Annotated in this window: 20 protein-coding genes; 17 read left to right on the forward strand and 3 right to left on the reverse strand. The window is 57.8% G+C overall.

Translation table 11 applies throughout. The annotated features are described in order from the left end of the window. Positions 1–87: 87 nt before the first annotated feature. Positions 88–609: an RcnB family protein gene (locus tag AC0IXH_RS18700; RefSeq protein ID WP_013204422.1), complete on the forward strand. Its 522-nt coding sequence runs from the start codon at positions 88–90 to the stop codon at positions 607–609. A 93-nt stretch (positions 610–702) separates the two neighbouring features. Here the strand turns inward: AC0IXH_RS18700 and AC0IXH_RS18705 are convergent, their stop codons facing one another. The 3 genes from AC0IXH_RS18705 to AC0IXH_RS18715 form a co-directional block, all read right to left on the reverse strand. Further along, positions 703–1,179 carry a nucleoside deaminase gene (locus AC0IXH_RS18705; protein WP_225309796.1) on the reverse strand — a complete coding sequence of 159 codons (477 nt, stop codon included), beginning with the start codon at positions 1,177–1,179 and terminating at the stop codon, positions 703–705. Positions 1,180–1,274: 95 nt separating this feature from the next. Next, positions 1,275–1,655: a hypothetical protein gene (locus AC0IXH_RS18710; protein WP_013204420.1), complete on the reverse strand. Its 381-nt coding sequence runs from the start codon at positions 1,653–1,655 to the stop codon at positions 1,275–1,277. Then, on the reverse strand, positions 1,652–2,254 hold the full coding sequence (locus tag AC0IXH_RS18715) for an HD domain-containing protein (protein ID WP_134823016.1): 603 nt from the start codon (positions 2,252–2,254) through the stop codon (positions 1,652–1,654). Before AC0IXH_RS18715 ends, AC0IXH_RS18710 begins: the two co-directional genes overlap by 4 nt. Positions 2,255–2,318: 64 nt before the next feature. Here AC0IXH_RS18715 and AC0IXH_RS18720 point away from each other — a divergent pair, with 64 nt between their 5' ends. From AC0IXH_RS18720 to AC0IXH_RS18795, 16 genes are all read left to right on the forward strand, one after another. Beyond that, positions 2,319–2,777, forward strand: coding sequence for a MarR family winged helix-turn-helix transcriptional regulator (locus AC0IXH_RS18720; protein WP_013204418.1), 459 nt, complete (start codon positions 2,319–2,321; stop codon positions 2,775–2,777). A 92-nt stretch (positions 2,778–2,869) separates the two neighbouring features. Next, entirely contained in the window at positions 2,870–3,298 is a 429-nt protein-coding gene (locus AC0IXH_RS18725) for an organic hydroperoxide resistance protein (RefSeq protein WP_013204417.1), read from the forward strand. A 168-nt stretch (positions 3,299–3,466) separates the two neighbouring features. Beyond that, on the forward strand, positions 3,467–4,078 hold the full coding sequence (locus AC0IXH_RS18730) for a hypothetical protein (RefSeq protein WP_013204416.1): 612 nt from the start codon (positions 3,467–3,469) through the stop codon (positions 4,076–4,078). Positions 4,079–4,090: 12 nt separating this feature from the next. Continuing rightward, the gene (locus tag AC0IXH_RS18735) at positions 4,091–4,711 is read left to right on the forward strand and encodes a cytochrome b/b6 domain-containing protein (RefSeq protein WP_471720835.1); all 621 of its coding nucleotides are present in this window, start codon (positions 4,091–4,093) and stop codon (positions 4,709–4,711) included. Continuing rightward, positions 4,704–5,459, forward strand: coding sequence for a molybdopterin-dependent oxidoreductase (locus AC0IXH_RS18740; protein ID WP_013204414.1), 756 nt, complete (start codon positions 4,704–4,706; stop codon positions 5,457–5,459). The genes AC0IXH_RS18735 and AC0IXH_RS18740 overlap by 8 nt, the downstream gene beginning before the upstream one ends. Positions 5,460–5,832: 373 nt before the next feature. Next, positions 5,833–7,533, forward strand: a complete 1,701-nt coding sequence (gene eptB, locus AC0IXH_RS18745) for a kdo(2)-lipid A phosphoethanolamine 7''-transferase (RefSeq protein WP_346596091.1) — start codon at positions 5,833–5,835, stop codon at positions 7,531–7,533. A gap of 670 nt (positions 7,534–8,203) precedes the next feature. Continuing rightward, complete coding sequence (gene dppA, locus AC0IXH_RS18750) at positions 8,204–9,808, forward strand: dipeptide ABC transporter periplasmic-binding protein DppA (protein ID WP_471720836.1); 1,605 nt, start codon at positions 8,204–8,206, stop codon at positions 9,806–9,808. 276 nt (positions 9,809–10,084) lie between these two features. Further along, positions 10,085–11,104, forward strand: a complete 1,020-nt coding sequence (dppB, locus tag AC0IXH_RS18755) for a dipeptide ABC transporter permease DppB (protein WP_013204410.1) — start codon at positions 10,085–10,087, stop codon at positions 11,102–11,104. Positions 11,105–11,116: 12 nt separating this feature from the next. Beyond that, entirely contained in the window at positions 11,117–12,019 is a 903-nt protein-coding gene (dppC, locus tag AC0IXH_RS18760) for a dipeptide ABC transporter permease DppC (protein ID WP_013204409.1), read from the forward strand. A gap of 9 nt (positions 12,020–12,028) precedes the next feature. Then, on the forward strand, positions 12,029–13,015 hold the full coding sequence (dppD, locus tag AC0IXH_RS18765; RefSeq protein WP_013204408.1) for a dipeptide ABC transporter ATP-binding protein: 987 nt from the start codon (positions 12,029–12,031) through the stop codon (positions 13,013–13,015). Then, the gene (gene dppF, locus AC0IXH_RS18770; RefSeq protein ID WP_013204407.1) at positions 13,005–14,009 is read left to right on the forward strand and encodes a dipeptide ABC transporter ATP-binding subunit DppF; all 1,005 of its coding nucleotides are present in this window, start codon (positions 13,005–13,007) and stop codon (positions 14,007–14,009) included. Before dppD ends, dppF begins: the two co-directional genes overlap by 11 nt. A gap of 520 nt (positions 14,010–14,529) precedes the next feature. Next, a complete protein-coding gene (bcsO, locus tag AC0IXH_RS18775; RefSeq protein WP_471720837.1) occupies positions 14,530–15,276 on the forward strand; it encodes a cellulose biosynthesis protein BcsO in 747 nt (248 codons plus the stop codon). After that, positions 15,267–16,064 (forward strand): cellulose biosynthesis protein BcsQ, encoded by a 798-nt coding sequence (gene bcsQ / locus AC0IXH_RS18780; RefSeq protein WP_471720838.1) that lies wholly within the window; start codon positions 15,267–15,269, stop codon positions 16,062–16,064. The genes bcsO and bcsQ overlap by 10 nt, the downstream gene beginning before the upstream one ends. 92 nt (positions 16,065–16,156) lie before the next feature. Continuing rightward, positions 16,157–18,256 (forward strand): UDP-forming cellulose synthase catalytic subunit, encoded by a 2,100-nt coding sequence (bcsA, locus tag AC0IXH_RS18785; RefSeq protein ID WP_346568207.1) that lies wholly within the window; start codon positions 16,157–16,159, stop codon positions 18,254–18,256. After that, the gene (bcsB, locus tag AC0IXH_RS18790) at positions 18,253–20,889 is read left to right on the forward strand and encodes a cellulose biosynthesis cyclic di-GMP-binding regulatory protein BcsB (protein ID WP_471720839.1); all 2,637 of its coding nucleotides are present in this window, start codon (positions 18,253–18,255) and stop codon (positions 20,887–20,889) included. The genes bcsA and bcsB overlap by 4 nt, the downstream gene beginning before the upstream one ends. An 8-nt stretch (positions 20,890–20,897) precedes the next feature. Then, on the forward strand, positions 20,898–24,707 hold the full coding sequence (locus tag AC0IXH_RS18795; RefSeq protein WP_471721167.1) for a cellulose biosynthesis protein BcsC: 3,810 nt from the start codon (positions 20,898–20,900) through the stop codon (positions 24,705–24,707).

Below are 24,707 nucleotides of genomic sequence, written 5' to 3' on the forward strand. Positions count from 1 at the left end.
GTGCAAAAAGAGTAAAAACAGAACCGATTATTTTGTAGAATTTGATCAGTACGCCTCAGGGCTGACGGTGTTCAATCTGGAGAAATTATGAGTAAGTCGAAGATCGTGTTGTTATCCGCTGTATTGATGGGAGCCCTGCCGGTGATGTCCACTGCGTATGCAGAAGGCGAGCAGGCTCAGCAAGTTCAGACCGACCCGGCGGCTCAGGCACCGGCCACGCAGGATCCGGCCACCGCCGCTGACCCGTCAGATGCGGACACCGGCACGCCGTCCTCTCAGGATAATCAGGGCGTGACCACACCAGGTCAGACCCCGGACGTGCAAACGCCTGCGGAACACAATCAGGATGCCGTTGAGAAGCCCGATCCGGCGCACCCGTATGCGATCAAAACGTTCTTCGCGGACTTCCAGCGCTTCAACATCGGTAGCGTGATCCCCGACCGTTACCGCACCAAGAAGTATGAAGTCGTGGACTGGAAAACCCGTAACCTGCCAAAACCGGCAGACGGCACGGCCTGGACCTATATGGGCGGCAACTATGTGCTGTTCACCAAAGTCGATGGCAAAATCGTGCAGGCTGAATCCGGCGACATCTTCTACCACCAGTAATAAAAAAAACGGAAACCGCACGCGTCGGTTTCCGTTCTTGGTCGGTTCCCACCTTATCACCGCAGGATCCGTTTCTTCTGACGTCTCCACGCCTTATTCGGCAGGGCGGTTCAGCTCTTTCCAGCGCTTATACACGTCCAGTGCCTGAACGTCCGGCTGATGCTTCATTGGCAGGCGACGCTGCGCGATCGGCTTGGCAAATTCCTGATAGAAGTTCTCCAGCTCAAAGTACTGACGATCGTCGCGGTAAAACGGCACGTACTCTTCGCGGGTGGTGATGTAAATCACCTGCTTCGGACTGCAATAGTACAGCGAACCCAGGCACATCGGGCACGGGCTGGCCAGAATGTAGATCTCACAGTCGGAGAGATTTTCCGTTTGCAGCTTTTTACAGGCTTCGCGGATCGCCAGGATCTCAGCATGAGCGGTCGGATCGTGGCTCTGCGCGGCTTTATTGGCGCTTTCGGCCACGATCTCGCCATTGCGTACAATCACCGTGGCAAACGGTCTGCCACCTTCTTCAACGTTCTGCATTGCCAGCTCAATCGTTCTTTTTACAAAATCCATCATGACCTCTCTCACGCGTTAAGACAGGCGTAAGCGTAGGCTTAATATTGCTAGCAATCAAGCTAGCAAAGATGGAGTTGAGCTTATAGCACTGATAATTAACCGCTTATAGGTGTTTCATGCAGATGCCGCCAGCCGATGCCGGCAGAAGACAGGCTGAACACCACGGTTGAACGCCGCTGGGTAGGCGCTGAACCCGGCAGCGACTGGATTTCGCGGTAACTGACCACGGCACCGTCGGTCCATTCGCTGACCAGCGTCATCTCGTCGATGGCGATCGTCAGCCCTGGCTTTGCCGCCTGGCTGGCGCGGAAAAACTGGCTCAGTTTGGAGTGATCCAGCACCGCGCCGCTCAGCCCGATCATGGAAAACGCCGCCGGGAAGCGAGCCAGTAACGCCCCGACGTCGCCGCTGCCTTCACTCAGCCAGTTTTCAATGGCGACATGTGCGTCCAGCACTTCGGTAAACCAGGTATTCATGACGTTTTCTCACTGTTAACGGGATATTTTTGCTGCTGGCGGGCAAACCAGTCAGCCGGTACATGATGCGGTGCCTGCGTCAGCTGCTCAATGCCCTGTTCGATGATGATCGACGCCTGCTTCCACAGGTCGGCATTGCCGTCGGTCAGCAGCGAAATCTGCACGCGTTTTTCGACCAGATAGACGCGGGCAAAATGCGGATCGAAATGGATTATCGAGCGGGTGTTATCAATGATGTCCGCCAGCTTGATGGTCTGCGCATCCGCCGAGGCTTTGGCCGTGTGGCGGAAATGGGCGACTTTGCGCGCGGCGCGGTTTTTGGCGTCCGCCGGCGGGCAGTCGGTCAGCATCTCGACCAGCTCCGCGACTTCCGGGCCGAAGAAGTTGCTGATGTCATTTAAGGTGGAGGGCGTGTCCTCAACCGTGTCGTGCAGCCAGGCGGCCGCCAGCATCACTTCGTTGTCGGTCACGCTTCTGACCAGTTCGACCACGGCCGCCGGATGAACGATATAGGGTTCATCGGTATATTTGCGGCGCTGGCCCGCTTCCGCGTGGGCTTTGGTGGCATATCGCCGTGCCTGTTCTTCCAGTGAATCCATCCGTTTTCCCCCATAGATAGAAATTAGCTTGCAAATATATCGTGCACTATTTATATTTTTGGTCATGACGAAAGATAAAGATGACAAAAAAGCCAAAGACTCGCCACTGTTGCTTGATCAACAGCTGTGCTTTGCGCTTTATTCCGCCAATCTGGCGCTCCACAAGCTTTACCGGCAGCTGCTGACCCAGCTCGATGTCACCTATCCACAATATCTGGTGCTGCTGGTGCTGTGGGAGAAGGATGACGTCACCGTCTCCGAGATTGGCGAGCGTCTTTTCCTTGATTCCGCGACCTTAACGCCGCTGCTGAAACGACTGGAAGCCGCCGGACTGCTTAATCGCCAGCGTTCACGCAAAGATGAGCGCCAGGTGGTGGTGACCTTAACGGAGCAGGGCGCTGAATTGCGCCGTAAGGCCGAGAACATCCCTGAGTCGGTGTTCTGCGCCACGGCGTGTGACGGCGATACGCTGACCTCGCTGAAAACCGGACTGGAAACGCTGCGCGACAACCTTAACGGGTAAGCGCGGATGCACTAAAATCAGTATCGATTCTTTTTGTTATATAAATAGCGCGCGATTTAATCGCGTATAAAGCACTCAACAGGAGTTTCACCATGTCTATCGAAAAAGTAGTTTATACCGCAAAAGCTAAAGCCACCGGTGGCCGTGACGGCCGTGCGACCTCTTCCGACGGCGTGCTGGACGTTAAGCTGGGCGTGCCGAAAGAAATGGGCGGCGCAGGCGGCGAAGCGACTAACCCAGAGCAGCTGTTTGCTGCCGGTTACTCTGCATGCTTCCTTGGTGCGATGAAATTTGTGGCCGGTCGCGACAAAATCGCTATCCCGAAAGACGCCTTTATTGAAGGCGAAGTGGGCATCGGCGCGATCCCGACCGGTTTCGGTATCGAAGCCAAACTGAATATTCATCTGGAAGGCATGGACGAAGCGGAAGCCAAAAAACTGGTCGACGCTGCGCACATCGTTTGCCCGTACTCTAATGCAACCCGTGGCAACATCGACGTGACCCTGAATATCATCAACTAATTTGATGGTATAAATGCCCCCCGGCCCGCTCTGTGGCCGGGGATGCGCGGCCCGTAACGTTTTAAAATACAAAAAAACCGCAATCTCCCTGGTAGTTTCCTGTTCTCCGCTTACGCTTACTTAGCACCCTAACTAGTCGACACACAGCATCCTTCTCAGGAGAGACACATGATCAAGTCCCGTATTGCAGCCCTGCTGCTCGGCACGCTGCTGGTCAGCGGCACCTCTTTCGCTGCAGATACCACTATCAAGCCTACCCGCGGAACGATCGACTCGGTCAGCGATTCTGCGGTGCAGATCACCACCCGTCAGGGCGATAAGCTGGATGTAAAAATCACCGACCAGACCAAGGTCAATAGCGTCAGCAAAGCCAAAATGAGCGATATCAAACCGGACAGCTTTATCGGCACCGCCGCGGTTCCGATGGCCAATGGCGAGCTGAAAGCGCTGGAAGTGCACGTCTTTGCGCCAAGCCTGCGTGGCAGCGGTGAAGGCTTCAACCCGTTTGAATCGCCGGACGGCAAAATCAACACCATGACCAACGGCACCGTCGGCAAGCTGGTTAACAGCAACGGCCACACTCTGACCGTCAAAGTGCATGACATGGAAAAAACCGTGATCGTGCCTGACGACGTGCCGGTGGTGCTGATTGAGCCGGGCAATAAGAGCCTGCTGAAAGCCGGAACCAAAGTGGTGCTGTTCGGCATGAAAGATGCGCAGGGCAACATCGTGGCACGCGGCATTTCTGCCGGTAAAGACGGCCTGACGCCGCCAATGTAACCCGGAGAAACCATGCCGGCTTCTGCAAAAAAACGGGTCCATCCATGGCCCGTCCGCCTGTGTCACTGGCTGAACGTGCTGGTGATGGTTGGCATGGTGATGAGCGGCTGGGGCATTTATAACGCCTCGCCGCTGTTTTCGTTTACCTTCCCGGCGTTCCTCACCCTTGGCGGCTGGCTGGGCGGCAATATCGCCTGGCATCTGGCGGTGATGTGGCTGCTGTTCGTCAACGCGGCGATCTATGTGCTGTGGGGGCTGTTCAGCGGGCATTTTCGTCGTCGCTTCTTCCCCTTTACGCCCGCGTCGGTGCTGCGTGATATCGGCCAGGCGCTGCGCTTTAAGCTGCCGCACCAGCAGGGGCACTACAATGCGGTGCAAAAGCTGCTGTATGTGGGCGTGCTGATATTGGGCGCGCTGCTGGTGCTGTCCGGGTTATCGATCTGGAAACCGGTGCAGTTCAGCCAGCTGGTCGCCCTGTTCGGTGGCTTTGATATTGCCCGCTACGTCCATTTCTTTGCCATGAGCGGCGTGATGCTGTTTGGGGTGGTGCATGTGGTGATGGTGTTGCTGGTGCCGAAAACGCTGCCGGCGATGATCACCGGTGGCCGCAGGGAGACACCCACCGATGAGTGACAAACCCAAAATTATCCTTGAGCCGGATCAGCGCAAACAGCTGGTGAATCTGCAGCGTCGGTTGATCCTGCGATCGGGCCTGACGCTGGGTGCGGTGTCGATGCTGACCGGTTGCAACCTGCAGGACGGCGATCAGGTGGATAAAGCGCTGTGGGCGATGTCGCGCTGGAACGATCGGGTACAGGCCTGGCTGTTCAGCGGCGATAAGCTGGCGCAAACCTACAGCGAAGCGCAGATCACCCGGCCATTCCGCTTCAACGCCTTTTACCCTGAGTACAACGTGCCGGATATCGATATCAGCGACTACCGGCTTGAAGTGTCCGGCAAGGTGGAGAAGAAAGCGCCCTGGACGCTGGATCAGCTAAAGCAGCTGCCGCAGAGTGCGCAGATCACCCGGCTGATCTGTATTGAAGGCTGGAGCGCTATCGGCCAGTGGAGCGGCGTGCCGCTGAAAACCTTCTTACAGCATGTGGGGGCCGATCTGACGGCCAAATACGTCGGCTTTAAGTGTGACGATCGCTACTACTCCAGCCTGGATATGCCCACCGCGCTGCATCCGCAAACCATCCTCGCGTTAGATTTTGACAAAAAGCCGCTGCCGCCGGATTTCGGTTATCCGCTGCGTCTGCGCGCGCCGACTAAGCTCGGATTTAAGAATGCCAAGCATATTGGGGCCATTTTTGTCACCAATGAGAATCCCGGCGGGTACTGGGAGGATCAAGGATACAACTGGTTCAGCGGGATCTGAGCATACTCTGCGTCCTTGACGCTGTGGCGGCGTTAGCTGCAAGAAGCCACCCGAATCACTTACTCATGTAAGCTCATCGGGATAAGGCCTTTTGCTGCCTTGCCACAACGCCAATGACTTGAGTCTGGGCAGGTGGACCCTGCGTCATTGACGCCGATTTTTTCCGGTTTTGAGCTTTTTCTGAACGATTTTTGGGAAAACGGGCGCGTATTGTGGTTAACTACGCGGCTTGTGCGGAGGGGCTCCTTCGCTTTGACGTTCCTGGGTGATGATTTTACCTGGGGATAATCGACCTGCTTTCCGAACTCTGGCGTAACGGTACGGTCTGATTAGCGTTTAAGATCCGTTTTTGTTACACCGGGAAATAGGTTGAATGAATTTTATTAAATCTCTAACACAGCAGAAGCTCTCGCTGATGCTGGCATTTTACATCGGTATCTTTTTGAATATACCGGTGTTTTACCGTCGTTTTGATCCCTTTCTGGCCCAATTTAACGCCATGCAGTGGTTTTCTGCTGCGGTGGAAGTGGTGGCAATCGTCCTGCTGACCTTCTTCCTGATGCGTCTGTTGTCGCTCGGCGGCAAGGTGTTCTGGCGCATTACCGCCACCGCGCTGGTGCTTATTTCGGTCGCCGCCAGCTACTATATGAGCTTCTTTAACGTCGTTATTGGCTACGGCATCGTCGCCTCGGTGATGACCACCGATACCGACCTGTCGAAAGAGGTGATTGGTTACCACTTCGTCCTGTGGATGCTGTCCGTCAGCATCGTGCCGTTAGTGCTGATCTGGTGCAACGCGCTGCGCCTGACCCTGCTTGAGCAGCTGAAAACCCCGGGACACCGCATTAAACCGCTGCTGATCCTGCTGCTGGCCGTCGCGCTGGTCTGGTTGCCGATCCGCTTCCTCGATAAGCAGCAGAACATCAATGAAAAGCTGACCAACGTCGATCTGCCAAGCTATGGCGGCGTGGTGGCGCACTCCTATCTGCCGTCGAACTGGCTTTCGGCGCTGGGGCTGTTTGCCTATACCAGCTACGACGAGAAGATGGACAGCAAGGACCTGCTGGATCCGGCGAAGCAGTTTACCTACACCGCGCCAGCCGGGCTGGACGACACCTATGTGGTGTTTGTCATCGGTGAAACCACCCGCTGGGACCATATGGGCATCCTCGGCTATGACCGCGATACCACGCCGAAACTGTCGAAAGAGAAGAACCTGGTGGCATTCCGGGGCGAGTCCTGCGATACCGCCACCAAGCTGTCGCTGCGCTGTATGTTTGTGCGTGAGGGCGGAACCGATGAAGGCCCGGCCCGCACCCTGAAAGAGCAGAACGTCTTCTCGGTACTGAAAGAACTGGGCTTCAGCTCGGAGCTGTTCGCCATGCAGAGCGAAGTGTGGTTCTACAACAACACCAATGCGGATAACTTCGCCTTCCGCGAGCAGATTGGCTCGGAGAAAGAGAATCAGGGCAAATCGGTCGACGATATGCTGCTGGTGCCGGAGCTGAAAAAGTCGCTGGATCGCCATCCTGACGGCAAGCATCTGGTGGTGCTGCATACCAAAGGCTCGCACTACCTCTATTCCCAGCGCTATCCGCGTGAGTTCGCCCGCTATCAGCCTGAATGCATGGGCGTCGATGACACCTGTAGCAAGGCGATGTTGGTCAATGCCTTTGATAACTCGGTGCTGTACACCGATACGGTGCTCGACAGCGTGTTCGACCAGCTGCGTGATAAGAAAGCCATCGTCTTCTATGCGGCGGACCACGGCGAATCGATCAGCGAGAACATGCACCTGCACGGCACGCCGCGTCATATGGCGCCACCGGAGCAGTTCCGCGTGCCGATGATTGTCTGGGCGTCCGATAAGTATCTGGCCGATCCGAACAACCAGAGCGCCTTTGAACGGCTGAAAGCCCAGCAGCGCGTCGGCAAGACCCATCGCCACGTTGAGCTGTTTGATACCCTGCTCGGTTGCCTGGGTTATACCTCGCCAGACGGCGGCATCAATCAGAAAAACAACTGGTGTGCCGATCCGAAACAGGCCACGGCGACGACAGACAACAAAGCCTGATCGGCTGCAAAACCCCTGCAATTAGCCCGGATCGTTCCGGGCTTTTTTATGCCTGAAATTCCCCACCGCAAAACCGCAGCATAAAATCCTGTTGGCGAAAAATGACTGTTACAAAAATTTGTCCATTTTTAACGGAAAAAAAGTCGCTGAAACCCTTCTGCCGTCTGGTTTCATCCCCTTATTTCGCGCCGCGTTCCGCTTATGACCGATCCCGGGTTGTTGCTGATTTCTTATGCGTCAGTTGCAGCATATTTAGCTGGCTAAGTTGATATAAGCAAAGCGTATCGTTCATAAATAACCCAGTTAGCCGACTAAATTAATCGTTTTTTTTTAGAGCAAATTGCCATGATTAAAGTTGTGGGCATTATCTTTGTGCGGTGAAACGGGCTGCAATCAATCGTTTCCTCTGAAAAACCCCGCAATTGGTTTTTTTTATGTTTGCTTGCTGTTTCTCACACTCTGTGTAAATACCTGACAGTTGTATTGACGTTCCTTGCAACTGTTGACAAATTGATGCCTCAGCGAGACAGGATGCGGATTAGTCTGATGGTTTCTCCCCTGACCGATCCTTTCCTTCTCCAGCGCCGCAAGGCAACGCAAAGACCGCACTAAAAAAATACAGGGTCTTGCGCACGTGCACACAACACCACATCACAATTGGAGCAGAAGCATGCGTATTTCTAAAACAGGGATGCTGAAGGTAGGTCTGAGCCTGATTGCTCTCACCGTTGCCGCTGGCGTCCAGGCTAAAACCCTTGTTTATTGTTCAGAAGGGTCGCCTGAGGGCTTTAACCCACAGCTGTTCACCTCCGGCACCACTTACGATGCCAGCTCAGTTCCGATCTACAACCGTCTGGTTGAATTCAAAATCGGCACCACTGAAATCCAGCCTGGCCTGGCAGAGAAGTGGGAAGTGAGCGAAGACGGTAAAACCTACACCTTCCACCTGCGTAAGGGTGTGAAGTGGCAGACCACCAAAGACTTCAAGCCAACCCGCGATTTCAACGCCGATGACGTGGTGTTCTCCTTCGAGCGTCAGCTCGATAAGAACAACAAGTATCATGGCGTCTCTGGCGGCAGCTACGAATACTTCGAAGGCATGGACATGCCGAAGCTGATCAGCAAAATCGAGAAAGTGGACGACAATACCGTGCGCTTCGTGCTGACCCGTCCTGAGTCTCCGTTCCTGGCCGACCTCGGCATGGACTTCGCCTCCGTGCTGTCGGCTGAATACGCTGACAACATGCTGAAAGCCGGTACCCCGGAAAAAATCGACCTGAACCCGGTCGGTACCGGTCCGTTCCAGCTGGTGCAGTACCAGAAAGACTCCCGCATCCTGTACAAAGCCTTTGACCAGTACTGGGGCACCAAGCCAAAAATCGACCGTCTGGTGTTCTCCATCACGCCGGATGCGTCCGTGCGTTACGCCAAGCTGCAGAAAGGCGAATGCCAGGTGATGCCGTACCCGAACCCGGCTGACATCGCCCGCATGAAGGAAGATAAAAATATCAACCTGATGCAGATGCCAGGCCTGAACGTCGGTTACCTGTCGTTCAACACCGAGAAAAAACCGCTGGATAACCTGAAAGTGCGCCAGGCGCTGATCACGGCCGTTAACAAGCAGGCGATCATCGACGCGGTGTATCAGGGTGCTGGCCAGGCGGCCAAAAACCTGATCCCACCAACCATGTGGGGCTACAACGACGCGGTCAAGGATTACACCTACGACCCGGCGAAAGCGAAAGAGCTGCTGAAAGAAGCCGGTATGCCAGACGGTTTCTCCATCGACCTGTGGGCAATGCCGGTTCAGCGTCCGTACAACCCGAACGCGCGTCGTATGGCTGAAATGATCCAGTCCGACTGGGCGAAAATTGGCGTGAAAGCCAAGATCGTCACCTACGAGTGGGGCGAGTACCTGAAGCGTGCTAAAGCCGGTGAACACCAGACCGTGATGATGGGCTGGACCGGTGATAATGGGGATCCGGATAACTTCTTCGCCACCCTGTTCAGCTGTGCCGCGGCAAAAGACGGTTCCAACTACTCTCGCTGGTGTTACAAGCCGTTTGAAGACCAGATCCAGCCAGCCCGTGCTGAGCCCGATCACAACAAACGTATTGAATACTACAAACAGGCTCAGGTTGTGATGCACGACCAGGCGCCTGCGCTGATTATCGCGCACTCTACGGTGTACGAGCCGGTGAGCAAGAAGGTAAGCGGCTACGTGGTTGACCCATTGGGTAAACATCACTTCGAGAACGTGGATATTCAGGAATAAGAAACCTGATGCGCGGTTGAATAACTGCGTTGTGCGGTGCTCGCCACCTTCGCCTGGCATCAAGCCATGTTGAGGGCGGTGGGCACCGCGCGCCTTGTTCTTCAATCTGCTCCCGACGATGTTAACCATCTGAAGTCATCATTAATTGAATTCATTCAATCAATGCCAGGTACGGCGCCCTGAAAAGCGTCGCGGCGGAGAATATCCGCGGCAAGATGTGAGCAAATATAATCCTTCGGGCTACGAGCCTGCGGGAACCAAAAGAGAATCCGGAATATGCTGCAGTTCATACTCCGACGTTTGGGACTTGTCATCCCAACGTTTATTGGTATCACCCTGTTAACCTTCGCGTTTGTCCATATGATCCCGGGCGATCCGGTGCTGATTATGGCCGGCGAACGCGGAATGTCTCCTGAACGTCACGCGCAGCTTCTGGCCCAGATGGGTCTGGATAAGCCGCTGTGGCAACAATATGTCTCCTACGTCTATGGCGTGCTCCATGGCGATTTAGGCATTTCACTGAAAAGCCGCATCCCGGTCTGGCAGGAATTCGTTCCGCGCTTTAAAGCGACGCTGGAACTGGGCATCTGCGCGATGATTTTTGCCGTGGCTGTCGGCATCCCTGCCGGGGTACTGGCTGCGGTTAAACGCGGTTCCATCTTCGATCATACCGTGGTCGGCATCTCGCTGACCGGTTACTCCATGCCGATTTTCTGGTGGGGAATGATGATGATCATGCTGGTGTCGGTGCACTGGAACCTGACCCCGGTCGCGGGGCGAATAGGCGATACGGTGTTCCTCGACGACAGTCAGCCGCTAACCGGTTTTATGCTGATTGATACCCTGATCTGGGGCGAACCGGGCGACTTCAAAGATGCCGTGATGCATATGATCCTGCCGGCCATCGTGCTGGGGACCATTCCGCTGGCGGTGATCGTCCGTATGACACGTTCGGCGATGCTGGAAGTGTTAGGTGAAGACTACATCCGTACCGCGCGCGCCAAAGGGCTGACGCGGATGCGGGTGATTGTGGTCCATGCGCTGCGCAATGCGATGCTGCCGGTAGTGACCGTGATCGGGTTGCAGGTGGGCACGCTGCTGGCGGGCGCCATCCTGACCGAAACCATCTTCTCCTGGCCGGGTCTGGGCCGCTGGCTGATCGACGCACTTCAGCGTCGTGACTATCCGGTGGTGCAGGGCGGCGTGCTGATGGTGGCCATCCTGATTATCGCGGTCAACCTGCTGGTTGATGTGCTCTATGGCGTGGTTAACCCGCGCATTCGCCACAAGAAATAAGGGGACGAGGATATGTCTGCACTCGATCCAGGCAGCGTGAGCGCTGCCCCAAAGCCCATGACCCCGTTACAGGAGTTCTGGCACTACTTTAAGCGTAACAAAGGCGCGGTAATCGGCCTGGTCTACGTGGTTCTGATGTTCCTGATTGCGATCTTTGCCAACGTGCTGGCGCCGCATGCGCCGTCCGAACAGTTCCGTGATGCGTTGCTGCATCCGCCGGCCTGGCAGGATGGCGGCAGCTGGAAGTTTATTCTCGGTACCGATGACGTGGGTCGCGATGTACTGTCCCGTCTGATGTACGGTGCCCGCCTGTCGCTGCTGGTCGGTTGTCTGGTGGTGGTGCTGTCGCTGATCCTCGGGGTGATTTTCGGTCTGATCGCCGGTTACGTCGGCGGTGTCACCGACAACGTGATTATGCGTCTGGTCGATATCATGCTGGCGCTGCCAAGCCTGCTGCTGGCGTTGGTGCTGGTGGCAATCTTCGGGCCGTCGATCGTCAATGCGTCCATCGCGCTGACCTTCGTGGCCCTGCCGCACTATATCCGTCTGACCCGCGCCGCGGTGCTGGTGGAAGTTAACCGCGATTACGTCACCGCTTCCAACGTGGCCGGCGCCGGCCCGATCCGTCAGATGTTTATCAACATTTTACCAAACTGCCTGGCACCGCTGATCGTGCAGGCGTCTCTGGGCTTCTCCAACGCGATCCTCGATATGGCCGCGCTGGGCTTCCTGGGTATGGGTGCGCAGCCACCAACACCGGAGTGGGGCACCATGCTCTCCGACGTGTTGCAGTATGCGCAAAGTGCCTGGTGGGTGGTCACCTTCCCTGGTGTCGCAATCCTGCTGACCGTACTGGCATTTAACCTGATGGGCGACGGATTGCGTGACGCCCTCGACCCGAAACTCAAGCAGTAGAGGCACCAGATGGCACTATTCACTGTAGACAAACTGTCGGTGCATTTCGGCGACGAGAAGGCACCGTTTAAAGCGGTCGATCGCATCAGCTATCAGGTCGAGCAGGGCCAGGTGGTCGGCATCGTCGGCGAATCCGGCTCCGGTAAATCCGTCAGCTCGCTGGCGATCATGGGGCTGATCGATTATCCCGGCAAAGTGATGGCGGAAAAGCTGGAGTTTAACCAGCGCGACCTGAAACGCATCTCCGAGAAAGAGCGCCGCCAGCTGGTGGGCTCGGAAGTGGCGATGATTTTCCAGGATCCAATGACCAGCCTGAATCCGTGTTACACCGTGGGCTTCCAGATTATGGAAGCGATCAAGGTGCATCAGGGCGGCAACAAGAAAACCCGTCGCCAGCGTGCGATTGACCTGCTTAACCAGGTCGGCATCCCCGATCCGTCGTCGCGTCTGGATGTCTATCCGCACCAGCTTTCGGGCGGGATGAGCCAGCGCGTGATGATTGCGATGGCCATCGCCTGTCGGCCAAAACTGCTGATTGCCGATGAGCCCACCACCGCGCTGGATGTGACCATTCAGGCGCAGATCATCGAGCTGCTGCTTGAGCTGCAACAGCAGGAGAACATGGCGCTGATCCTGATCACTCACGATCTGGCGCTGGTGGCCGAAGCCGCGCACCACATCATCGTGATGTATGCCGGGCAGGTGGTGGAAACCGGTAAGGCCGTTGATATCTTCAAATCGCCACGCCATCCGTACACTCAGGCGCTGCTGCGTGCGCTGCCGGAGTTTGCCGCTGACAAGGCGCGTCTGGCGTCACTGCCGGGCGTGGTGCCGGGCAAATATGACCGTCCGCAGGGCTGTCTGCTGAACCCGCGTTGCCCGTATGCCAACGACCGCTGCCGGGTTGAAGAACCTGAATTACGTGATATTCCGGGGCGTCAGTCCAAATGTCATTACCCTCTGGATGATGCCGGGAGACCAACTTATGAAGCCTGAACATAACTCTGCGCTGCTGATGCAGGCGATCGATCTGAAAAAGCATTACCCGGTGAAGAAAGGGCTGTTTGGTCAGGAGCGTCTGGTGAAGGCGCTGGACGGCGTCTCCTTTAATCTGGAGCGCGGCAAAACGCTGGCGGTGGTAGGCGAGTCAGGCTGTGGTAAATCCACGCTGGGCCGTTTACTGACCATGATTGAAACGCCGACCGAAGGCCAGCTGTTCTATCAGGGACAGGATTTGCTGAAGCACGATCCGGCGGCCCAGAAGCTGCGCCGCCAGAAAATTCAGATCGTCTTCCAGAACCCCTACGGCTCGCTGAACCCGCGTAAAAAGGTCAGCCAGATCCTTGAAGAGCCGCTGCTGATTAACACCAGCCTGAGCAAAGCCGAGCGCCGCGAGAAAACCCTGGCGATGATGGCCAAGGTCGGCCTGAAAACCGAGCATTACGATCGCTATCCGCATATGTTCTCCGGCGGTCAGCGTCAGCGTATTGCCATCGCCCGTGGCCTGATGCTGGATCCGGACGTGCTGATTGCCGATGAACCGGTATCGGCGCTGGACGTGTCGGTGCGCGCGCAGGTGCTGAACCTGATGATGGATCTGCAACAGGAGCTGGGGCTGTCATACGTGTTTATTTCCCACGACCTGTCGGTGGTGGAGCATATCGCGGATGAAGTGATGGTGATGTATCTGGGACGCTGCGTGGAGCGGGGCAGTAAAGAAGCGATCTTTGCGAACCCACGCCATCCGTACACCCAGGCGCTGCTGTCTGCGACGCCACGTCTGAACCCGGACGAGCGTCGCGAACGCATCAAGCTGACCGGCGAGCTGCCAAGCCCGCTGAATCCGCCGCCGGGCTGCGCGTTTAACGCCCGTTGCCGCCGCCGTTTTGGTCCCTGCACCCAGCTGCAACCGCAGCTCAAGCAGTATGGCGACCAGCAGATAGCCTGCTTCGCCGTCGATCAGGATGAAGGTCAACCGGTCGGTAACTGAGGTCCGGCCATAAGCGAGAAGGGCGAATCATCGATTCGCCCTTTTTTTATCTGTGCGTAGCAGACGAATTTATAAGAGAAATAAGGCGTGAGTAGCGATTGCTCAGGCGATTGCGCTTAGGACCAATGGTCAGTTCAAAAGGCTGGGAGGAACAGGACCACCGGATAAAGTAGGGGTTCAGGGCCAGTCAAAGGTGACTTATGTCAAACTTCACCGCTTGCCAGCATAAACTTTGATTACTTCCCCTAACGTATTGCTAAACTCAAAGAAGTTGGCTATTTCCTCTTATCATTCATTGTCTTTTAATCGTCATTCTATTTAATTAACCTGACGAAATTATTTAATTAAGGCAAATAATAACAAAGTTGATTGATAGCCTGCGCAATCATTTATTTTATTTATCCTGAAGAGTTAATTAATGATTCTTCTGCACCATTACTGGCGATAAGAATAATCTGATGCATATTAACATTGTATGGTATATTGCCGCGAAATCCCCCCACTCTCCGCGATCATTCCCATGAAAAGTTATGATGACCTGCAGCGTTTTAAAGAAAAAACGCAAACAAACCATATCGAATTCAAGGACATGTCTGAACAGACGAAGAATTCAGACAGTGCCAATTGGGCGATCATCAAACAGTTAATGAATGATGGCGCAGAGTCGGCTTTAGGCAACGGTCAGCGTATCGATGTGCCTGCGCCGCAACCGATTGCCGAAGACAGCCTGGATGCCCTGCTGGGACAAGCCGCGCAGCCAGTGCAGCCGGTTCAGCTGCCAAAACCACCGCATCAGCCGCCTACGCACGCGCCGTCGCACAGCGTGGCGCCGCTCGTGGCGAAACCGGCGGCAGCGCAGATGGGTGCCTCCTTGCTGGACAGCATATCCGCGTCGCTGAAGCCCGCGCCGGTGGCGGAACCTGCACCTGAGCCTCAGGCCGTTAACCCGGTGAATGAGGCGCAGAACCCGCTGGCCTCGGCTCAGCCGGCCTTCGCCACCCCAGCCGCCGCCACCCCAGCCGCCGCCGCACCAGCTGCTCAGCCAGCCCCGGCCGCGTCACCGCTGATGGCGTCCCTGTCCTCGCTGCCCACCGCTGCGCCCGTGCAGACTGCACCGGCTCGTCAGCCCGCTGCGCCGGTGCAACCGGCCGCCGATCTGCCGCGCTTCAAGCAGCTGTTCAGCACCGCGCCGGAGCCGTCAGTGACCTCTTTATCGAAAGATACTTTGCTGCAACCTCTGCTGGAGAGAATTGCCTCATGCCGTTAGTTTGTGTTTGTTCTCCCAAAGGGGGCGTGGGTAAAACCACGCTGGCGGCCAACCTCGCCTATTCCCTCGCCCGTGGCGGCAGCAAAGTGCTGGCCATCGACTTTGATGTGCAGAACGCCCTGCGTCTGCATTTTGGCGTGCCGTTGTCCGATGGTCGCGGTTACGTGGCGAAATCGTCCGAATCGCCTGACTGGAGCCAGTCTATTTTAACCACCGGCGGCAACATCTTTGTGATGCCGTATGGTGACGTGACTGAAGAGCAGCGTATTGAATTTGAAGATAATTTATCCCGCGACCCCAACTTCCTCGCACGGGGTTTACATACCGTCCTCAACTACCCAGGTCTGGTGATCGTCGCTGATTTTCCGCCAGGACCGGGTCCAGCCCTAAAGGCAATGACCGATCTTGCCGATTTACACCTTGTGGTGATGCTGGCGGATACCGCTTCGCTGTCACTGCTGCCGCAAATCGAAAACGAAAAAATGATTGGCGGTGCGCTGAATCAGCGTTCAGGACACTTCTTTGTGCTGAACCAGAGTGACAGCCGCCGCAACATCAGTCGTGACGTAACGGCCTTTATGCAACAGCGACTGGGCGACCGGTTGTTGGGTGTGGTGAATCGCGATGAGAGCGTGGCGGAAGCCAATGCCTCGCAGCAGTCCATCTTTGATTTCAGCCCTGTTTCGGCGGCGGCCTTTGATATTGAGATCGTCAGCAAGCGTATTGCTGCGCTGCTGGATATCAAGGTCGGCGACGGTGAAATGCAGGCGCCGCTGAGATCGCGTTAATCGACGGCGGAGCCGTCGGGTATGGATGCCTGAAACACCGCAGTGCGCCCGCGCTGCGGTAAAAAATAATAGTCTCGTTTTCAGGATGACTTATGAAAAAAGTCCTGTATTACCTGTTGCTGCTGGTATTATTCCCGCTCGCCGCAGTGATTGTGATCACCCCAATGGACAGCCAGAAGCAGTATATTTTTGGCCTGATTTCTATTGCCATTCTTTTTGTTATGGGCTTCAGTAAAAGCCGCAAAATTTCTATGGTAATGGTGTTCCTGTCGGCATTAATGTCGACGCGCTATATATACTGGCGCGCGACGGAAACCCTCTCATTCAATTCCGAAGTGGAAGCGATCTTAGGCATCGGCTTATTTATTGCCGAAGTGTATGTCTGGCTGATCCTGATCCTCGGCTACCTGCAAACATCATGGCCGCTTAAGAGAACCATCGAGCCGATGCCGGAAGACGTCAGCTTATGGCCGACCGTCGACATCTACGTGCCGAGCTATAACGAAAGCCTCGATGTGGTGCGCGATACCGTGCTCGCTGCCCAGTGCATCGACTACCCACGCGACAAAATCAAAATCTACCTGCTGGATGACGGCAAGCGTAGCGAATTTGCGGTGTTTGCCGCCGATGCGGGCGTGGGCTACATCACCCGTGACGATAACCGCCACGCCAAAGCCGGTAACCTGAACCACGCGATGCGCATTACCAAAGGCGAGCTGATTACCGTCTTTGACTGCGACCACGTCGCCACCCGCGCCTTCCTGCAGGCCACCGTGGCACCGTTCCTGAAAGACCCGAAACTGGCCCTGTTACAGACGCCGCACTACTTCTATTCGCCGGACCCATTTGAGCGCAACCTGAAAGCCGCGCGCGATATCCCGAACGAAGGCGCGCTGTTCTATGGCCCGGTACAGCAGGGTAACGACAACTGGAATGCCACCTTCTTCTGCGGCTCCTGTGCGGTGATCCGCCGTTCTGCGCTGGAAGAGATCGGCGGCTTTGCCACCGAAACCGTGACCGAAGATGCGCACACCGCACTGAAAATGCAGCGTCTGGGCTGGAAGTCTGCCTTCCTGGCGCTGCCGCTGGCGGCGGGCCTGGCCACCGAACGTCTGGGTTTGCACATCATTCAGCGTACCCGCTGGGCGCGTGGCATGACGCAGATTTTCCGCGTGGATAACCCGCTGCTGGGCCGTGGCCTGAAGTGGCAGCAACGTCTGTGCTACCTGAACGCCATGCTGCACTTCCAGTTTGGTCTGCCGCGCGTAATCTTCCTGACCGCGCCGCTGGCGTATCTGCTGTTCAACCTGAACATCATTCACTCCTCAGCCAGCCTGATTTTCGCCTACGTATTGCCGCATCTGGTGATGTCGCTGTACGTCAACTCCCGCATGAACGGCCGCTTCCGCGCCACCTTCTGGGGGGAAATCTACGAAACGGTGATGGCCTTCCACCTGGTTATCCCAACCCTCCTGACGATGATTTCGCCGAAGCACGGCAAGTTCAACGTAACGGATAAGGGCGGCCTGCTGGACGTGGGCTTCTTCGACTTCAACATCGTGCGTCCACACGTAATCTGTGCCGCGCTGCTGACGATTGGCGTGGTGAGCGGCATTGTCCGTGCCGTGGCGCATGACTACTTCGGCGTGGATCCTTACGTCATCGCCCTTAACGTCGGCTGGGCGCTGTTCAGCCTGATCATCCTGATGGCGGCGATCGCGGTGGCGCGTGAAACCAAGCAGACCCGTAAAACCATCCGTATCGAGGTGAATATTCCGGTGGTGCTGCACTACGCCAGCGGCATCTCTTCACGCACCACCACGGTGGATCTGTCGATGGGTGGCGCACAGGTTAACGCGCCGGATGACCGTCATGAAAATGATGAAATCGAAGCCATCGACCTGATGTTGCAGTCCGGCACTATCTCGATTCCGGTGAGCATTATGGGCTCGGACAACGGCGTGATCCGCCTGATGTTTGATGAGATCCCGTTATCACGCCGCCGCGAACTGGTGCGCGTGGTGCTCTCGCGCGCCGACGCCTGGATCAAGCCAGAAGGCGAGAAGGACAAACCGTTCCGCTCGCTGATTACCATTATCCGTACCGTATTTGAATTGTTCTGGCTGACCTGGAAAGATCGTCGTGCGAAGCGTCATCGTCAGGCCGTGAAGGAAGAGGATGGCGTGGCATGAAGCGACTGATATTACCTGCGCTCTGTTTTACCGGGGTCCTGACCCTGAGCAGCGTCTGGGCCGCGCCGGAAAGCGTGACCCAGGACAGCAATGCGTTGTCCCAGATCCCACCGCCGGCCGATGTGGGCCAGCAGACCGGCAGCACTCCGGGCTATTCGGCACAGATGAACCAGGCAACCGGCACGGCCTCTCAGATGAGCCAGCCCGCCGCCGATCCGGCCGCGCAGCCCGATGCTGCCCAGCCGCAGGACGCGCAAACGTCGACTGATGTTACCCAGCCGGCACCGGGCACGGCGGATGGCGCAGCAACCAGCCAACCTGCGACCACGGACAGCACGGCGACCAGCCAACCGGCCAACACGGATAGCGCAGCAACCCGCCAGCCGGATCCGGCCACCGGTCTGCCGGCGGGCCTGCCGCCGCTGCCAGCGCCGGTGGTTTCCGCCCCGGCGCAGCCCGTATTGCTGAATCAGCCGCTGACCAGCACCGTGTCGGTCGGCCAGATGGGCCAGACCAACGGCATTCTGTTGACCGGCGGTCAGCTGCAGTCCGGTATCGTCTTCACGTTGCCAACGGATGAAGTGATCACCAACGCCCGTCTGAACCTGTCACTGAAGGTCTCTCAGGCGCTGGCCGCGCGTAACACCTCGCTGCAGCTGATGCTCAACGGTCAGCCGCTGGGCACGCTGCCGTTAAGCGCCTCAGACAGCGCCAGCGAAGATTATCAGCTGGATATTCCCGCCGCGATGGTGGTCTCCAGCAACAACCTGAGCTTCAAGATTAACGATGCCGATCAGCTGCTGTGTGAGCGCGACAGCGCCAGTCAGTATCAGGTCACCATCCTGCCGAAAACCACGCTGTCGCTGGAAGGCCAGCAGCTGAATATCGGTAACACGCTGCGCAACTTCCCGCGGCCGTTTATCGATCCGCTGCGCATGACCCCTTCGGTGGTGCCGATGGTGTTTGGCGATGCGGTGTCGCCGGGTGAAGTCAGCGCGGCGGCGATTGTCTCCTCGTGGATGGGTATCCAGACCGATTACCGTGGCATCAGCTTCCCGGTGCTGCGTAACGAGCTGCCAGAGAAAAACGGCATCCTGTTTGCTCATCCGGGCGAAATGGTGGCGGGCGTGGCAATCCCACGCGTGACCGGCCCGAGCCTGCAGGTGATCGATAACCCGGTCAATCCGGTTTACAAGCTGATGCTGGTGATCGGTAAGGACGATGACGCGCTGCGTCAGGCGGCCTGGCGTCTGACGCAGCCGCTGAGCGTCGACGTGCCGTCGCTGGCGGTGGCTGCGCAGAATATCCCGGTCAGCAAGCCGTACGACGCGCCGCGTTGGATCAACACCGATCGTCCGGTTCGCCTCAGCGATCTGCTGCGTAAAGATCAAAGCATGACCACCACCGGGATCTGGCATGACGCGCTGCGGGTGAACTTCCGCGCCGCGCCGGACCTGTTCCTGTGGGATGGCGACACCCTGCCGGTGAAGCTGAACTACCGTTTCCCGTCGGAAAGCTGGATTGATGAGGACAAATCGTTCTTAAACGTCGGGCTGAACGGCACCTTCCTGCGTAACCTGACCGTCAACAAGGTCGGCCTGCTGGAAAGCGTCTGGCACCGTCTGGGCGGCGATGCGCGTCAGGAAAACTACACCCTGAAGCTCGACCCGTACCTGATTTACGGTGACAACCAGCTGCAGCTGTACTTCAACATCAAGCCGAAGGCCGATGCGCCGTGCAGCGTGTTAAGCAACAACAATATCAAGAGCCGGATCGAAGACGACTCCTATATTGACCTGAGCCACACGCGTCACTTTACGCTGCTGCCGAACCTGTCGTATTTCGTCGGTGCGGCCTTCCCGTTCACCCGTTTTGCCGACTACTCGCAGACCGTGTTGATGCTGCCGTCCTCGCCTAGCAATGCTGAAATCAGCACCCTGCTGGATATGGCCGGACGCTCGGGCAATGCCACCGGCGTGGCGTTAAGCCACAACAGCGTGATGTTTGGTATTCCGGCGGGCGGAACCTCGCTGGGACGCCTGAAGAACAGCGATGTGCTGGCGGTTTCGACCCTGTCGCAGACGGCCTTCAACCAGTCGATGTTGCAGGGCACGCCGTACGATGTGAACGGCCACACCCTCGGCGTTAAAGAGCCGACGCTGCTGGATAACCTGCGCGGCTGGCTGACCGGTGACTGGTACCGCCAGGCGGTGGATGCGGATCGCTACTTCTCGTCGAACGAAGACTGGCGCGGCTTTATCAGCTACAGCTCGCCGTGGAACAGTTCACGGGTGGTGGTGATGACCGTCGCCACCGACGATGCCCAGCTTTCCCGCCTGCATCACGACCTGACGTCGCCGCGCATTAACGCCGGCATCCGGGGCGATACGGCGATCATCACCGATGAGAACGGTATCCGCAGCTTCCGCGTCGGCGCGCAGTTCCCGAGCGGCCAGATGCCGTGGTACATGATGGTGATCTGGTATGCCAACCAGCATGCGGTGGTGTTAGCCCTGCTGGCGCTGTTGTTCTCTGTGCTGGTGGGCCTGAGCACCGTTGTGCTGCTGAAGCGCCACGCCTGGAAGCGACTGAACCCGCAACATGATTCCGATTCCTCTGGCGAGAAGAAGTAACCGACATGATGAAAATAAAAACACTGACCGCCAGACTTCGTCAGCATTGGGTTCCCGGCATGACGCTGGCTGCCTCTGCGCTGGTTTTCCCGGCGCTGGCAGCGGAGAACAACCCGGCCATCCAGGCGCTGTTCGATCAGGCCAATTACTGGCACCAGAAGGCCCATGACGAGCTGGCCCGCGATGCGCTGAACAAAGTGCTGATGGTCGACAGCAGCAACACTCAGGCCATTTACCTGATGGCGCTGTGGGCACAGCAGAGCGGTGACAGCGCGACGGCCAGCAAATGGCGCACGCGTCTGAGCCAGGTCTCGCCGGATGATGCGCATCTGGTGGAGCTGGACCAGGCCCGTCAGCTGCAGTCGATCCCGGCGGCGCAGCTGTCGCTGGCCCGTCAGCAGGCCCGCAGCGGCAATATCTCGGCGTCGCTGCAAACCTGGCGCAACACCTTCAGCGGCAACGAGCCGCCGGCCAGCGTGGCGGCAGAATATTACCTGACCATGGCGGGCGACCGTTCGCTGCTGCCGCAGGCGATTGATAACCTGCGTCAGTTCTCGGCGCAAAATCCGCAGGATAACGGCGCGAAGCTGGCGCTGGGCAAGGCGCTGACCTACCAGGAATCCACCCGCCGCGAAGGTCTGCAAACGCTGGCCGGCATGGCGGATGGCAACCAGGATGCGGACCGCTCGCTGCGTCAGGGCCTGTTATGGCTCGGTCCGCAGCCGGCCGATGCCCCGCTGTACCAGAACTATCAGCAGCGTCACCCGCAGGATCGCGCGGTAATGGACTATTACCGTAAGAACGCCGGTGGCGCCGAGAAAGGCCAGGGCTTTACCGCCCTCAACAGCGGTGATGTCTCCGGCGCGCAGTCTGCCTTTAATCAGGTGCTGCAGGCCAACCCGGAAGATGCCGATGCGCTGGCCGGTCTGGGCTATGTCGCCCAGCGTAACGGCAACTATGCCGCGGCGGCGGACTATCTCGATCGTGCCGCGAAGCAGGGCGGTGAAAACAGCCAGCAGCGCATGACCCAGGCCGCCGACGCCCGTTTCTATGCCCAGCTTGCCACCGCGCAGCAGGCGATGAAGGCCGGGAACACCGCGCAGGCGCTCAGCCTCAGCGAACCCCTGACCCAGGCCGACGGCGAAAAAGGCGTGTCGGCGAAGCTGTTCCGCGCCGATGTGCAGCGCCGCAGCAACCAGTTCGACGCCGCAGAGCAGACCTACCGCTCGGTGATCCAGAGCGACCCGGACAACCGTGCGGCGAAAGAAGGGCTGTTCTACGTGCTGCGTCAGCAGAACCGTGGCGCAGAAGCCAATACGCTGCTGTCGTCTCTGCCGGAAAGCGTGCGCGAAAGCGTGACGCCGAAACCGGCGGTGACCAGCGATCCGGTGCGCCGTCAGGCGAAGCAGGCGCTGGCGGCAGGCAATACCCAGCAGGCGATTGCCATTCTGCAACAGGGCACTCAGCGCTTCCCAACCGATCCCTGGCTTCGCCTCGATCTGGCGCGCATTTACCAGCAGCAGGGCAACACCAGCCTGGCGGCGGGCATCATGCAGCCGGCGTTCCGTAACGGCGCAAGCAATAACGAAATTTACGCCGGCGCCCTGTTTGCCAGCGAAAGCGGGGCCTGGCAGCAGGTGCAGACGCTGATCGCCCGTATTCCTGCCCGCAGTCAGAGCAGCGAAATGCGCGAGCTGTCGCGCAGGGCTAACTTCAATCTGCAGATGGCGGTGGCGCAGCAGTATCTGGCGCAGGGCTCGAATGCCGCGGCGGCCAACACCCTGAAAGCGCTGGCGGTGAACCCACCGGAGAACCCGGCCGATGCGGGTAACCTGGCGAAAGGGCTGGCGGATGCCGGCGATCTGTCGACGGCGGTAACCGTGGTGCGCAACAATATGCAGCGCGGCGTGCAGGGCAATGCCGGCGATTATGCCGCGCAGGTGGCGGTGCTGAACCAGGCCGGGCTGAGCGGCGAAGCGCAGCGCTTCCTCAGCAACCCGGAACTGCAGTCGCGCAGCACGCAAACCCAGCTGGCAGGCATTCAGAACGGCTACGTGATCAACGAAGCCGACCGTCTGCGGAATCAGAAGCAGTATGCCGCGGCCTATGACAAGCTGATCGGCGCGTTGCAGCGCGATCCGCAGAACACCGATTTGATGTTTGCCATGGGCCGTCTCTATCAGTCCGGCAAAATGAACAAAGAAGCGGGCGTGGTGTATGACTACCTGATGACCCGCGACACGCCAACCCAGGATGCCCGCGTTGGCGCGATTGACGTGGCGCTGGCCAGTCACGATCTGCCAAAGGCAAAAGGCCTGGTGGCCGGACTGCGTGGCGAGCAAACCCCGGAGCGCCTGCTGCTTATGGCGCGCGTGGCGGAAGCCGATGGCGACCATCAGCAGGCGCTGGCGTATCTGCGCACCGCGCGCGGCAAGATGATCGGCCTGGAAGGCGCCTCAAGCGGCTCCAACCCGGCAATCGGCGGCCTGGCGCTGGCAGACAATCCGTTTATCAACCGCACCACGCCATCGCAGCGTCGTTCCCCTTCGGCGTATGGCGCGGTGATGCCGTGGCAGAACGCCCCGGCGGGCAGCAGCGATGCAGCGATGCAAACCGCCAGTGTGGACGTGCCGTCGCAGCAGAGCCAGACGCTGCATCAGATCGATACCATGATGGACGATTTGCAGGAGCGCACCGGCACCTGGGCACAGGGCGGCGTACAGGTCAGAGGGCGTGATGGCGAATCCGGCCTCAGTAAGCTGACCGAAGCCAAAGCGCCGTTGACCTGGTCAACGGTGCCGTATGGCGACACCCGTTTCGACTTCACCTTAACGCCGGTGACCCTCAGCGCGGGCAGTGCCAACAGTTCGGCCACGCCGCGCTTTGGTACCCAGGCGCTGGAGCAGGGCCGCAGCGCGCAGGCCAACAACGTGCTGCCGTCGGAAGTGAAGCTGGATTCACCGGGATCGCAGAACGCCTCCGGGGTTGAAGTGAACCTCGGCCTGACCAACGACAACTTCAAAATTGACCTCGGCTCGACGCCATTGGGCCAGGATCTCAGCACGCTGGTGGGCGGCATTCAGTGGTCACCGAAGCTGACCGATTACCTGACGCTGATCCTGACCGGTGAACGCCGTTCGGTCACCGACAGCCTGCTCTCTTATGTCGGCGTTGAAGACAAGCTGAGTGGCAAGCGCTGGGGCCGCGTGACCAAAAACGGCGGCGATGCGCTGTTAAGCTACGACAACGGCGACGCCGGTTTCTACTTCGGCGCGGGCGGTTACAGCTATCTCGGTGAGAACGTTGAAAGCAACCAGAGCATCATGGGCCAGGCGGGCGCCTACGTGCGTCCGTTCCATGACGACAGCAGCGAGCTGAAAACCGGTATCAGCATGAGCTGGATGGATTTCTCGAAAAACCTCAGCTACTACACCTACGGCCAGGGCGGTTACTTCAGCCCGCAGAACTTTGTTGCGGTGTCGTTCCCGGTTGACTGGAGCAAGAACTACGACGATCTGAAGGTGAAGGTCGGCGGCTCGGTGGGTTATCAGTCCTACTCGCAGGATCGCAGCGCCTACTTCCCAACGGATCCGGATAAACAGGCGCAGCTGGAAAGCTATTACAATGCGGGCTACGCCACCGAGGCCTATTACGAAGGCGGCAGCAAAAACGGCATTGGCTATAATCTGCACGCCGGTGCGGATTACAAGGTGAATAAAGACGTCACCATTGGCGGCCAGCTGGGCTACGACACCTTCGGTGATTACAACGAAAGCAGCGCGAAACTCTATTTCCGCTATATGCTCGGGGACAAATAA

The organism is Erwinia sp. AC075 (assembly GCF_979253995.1).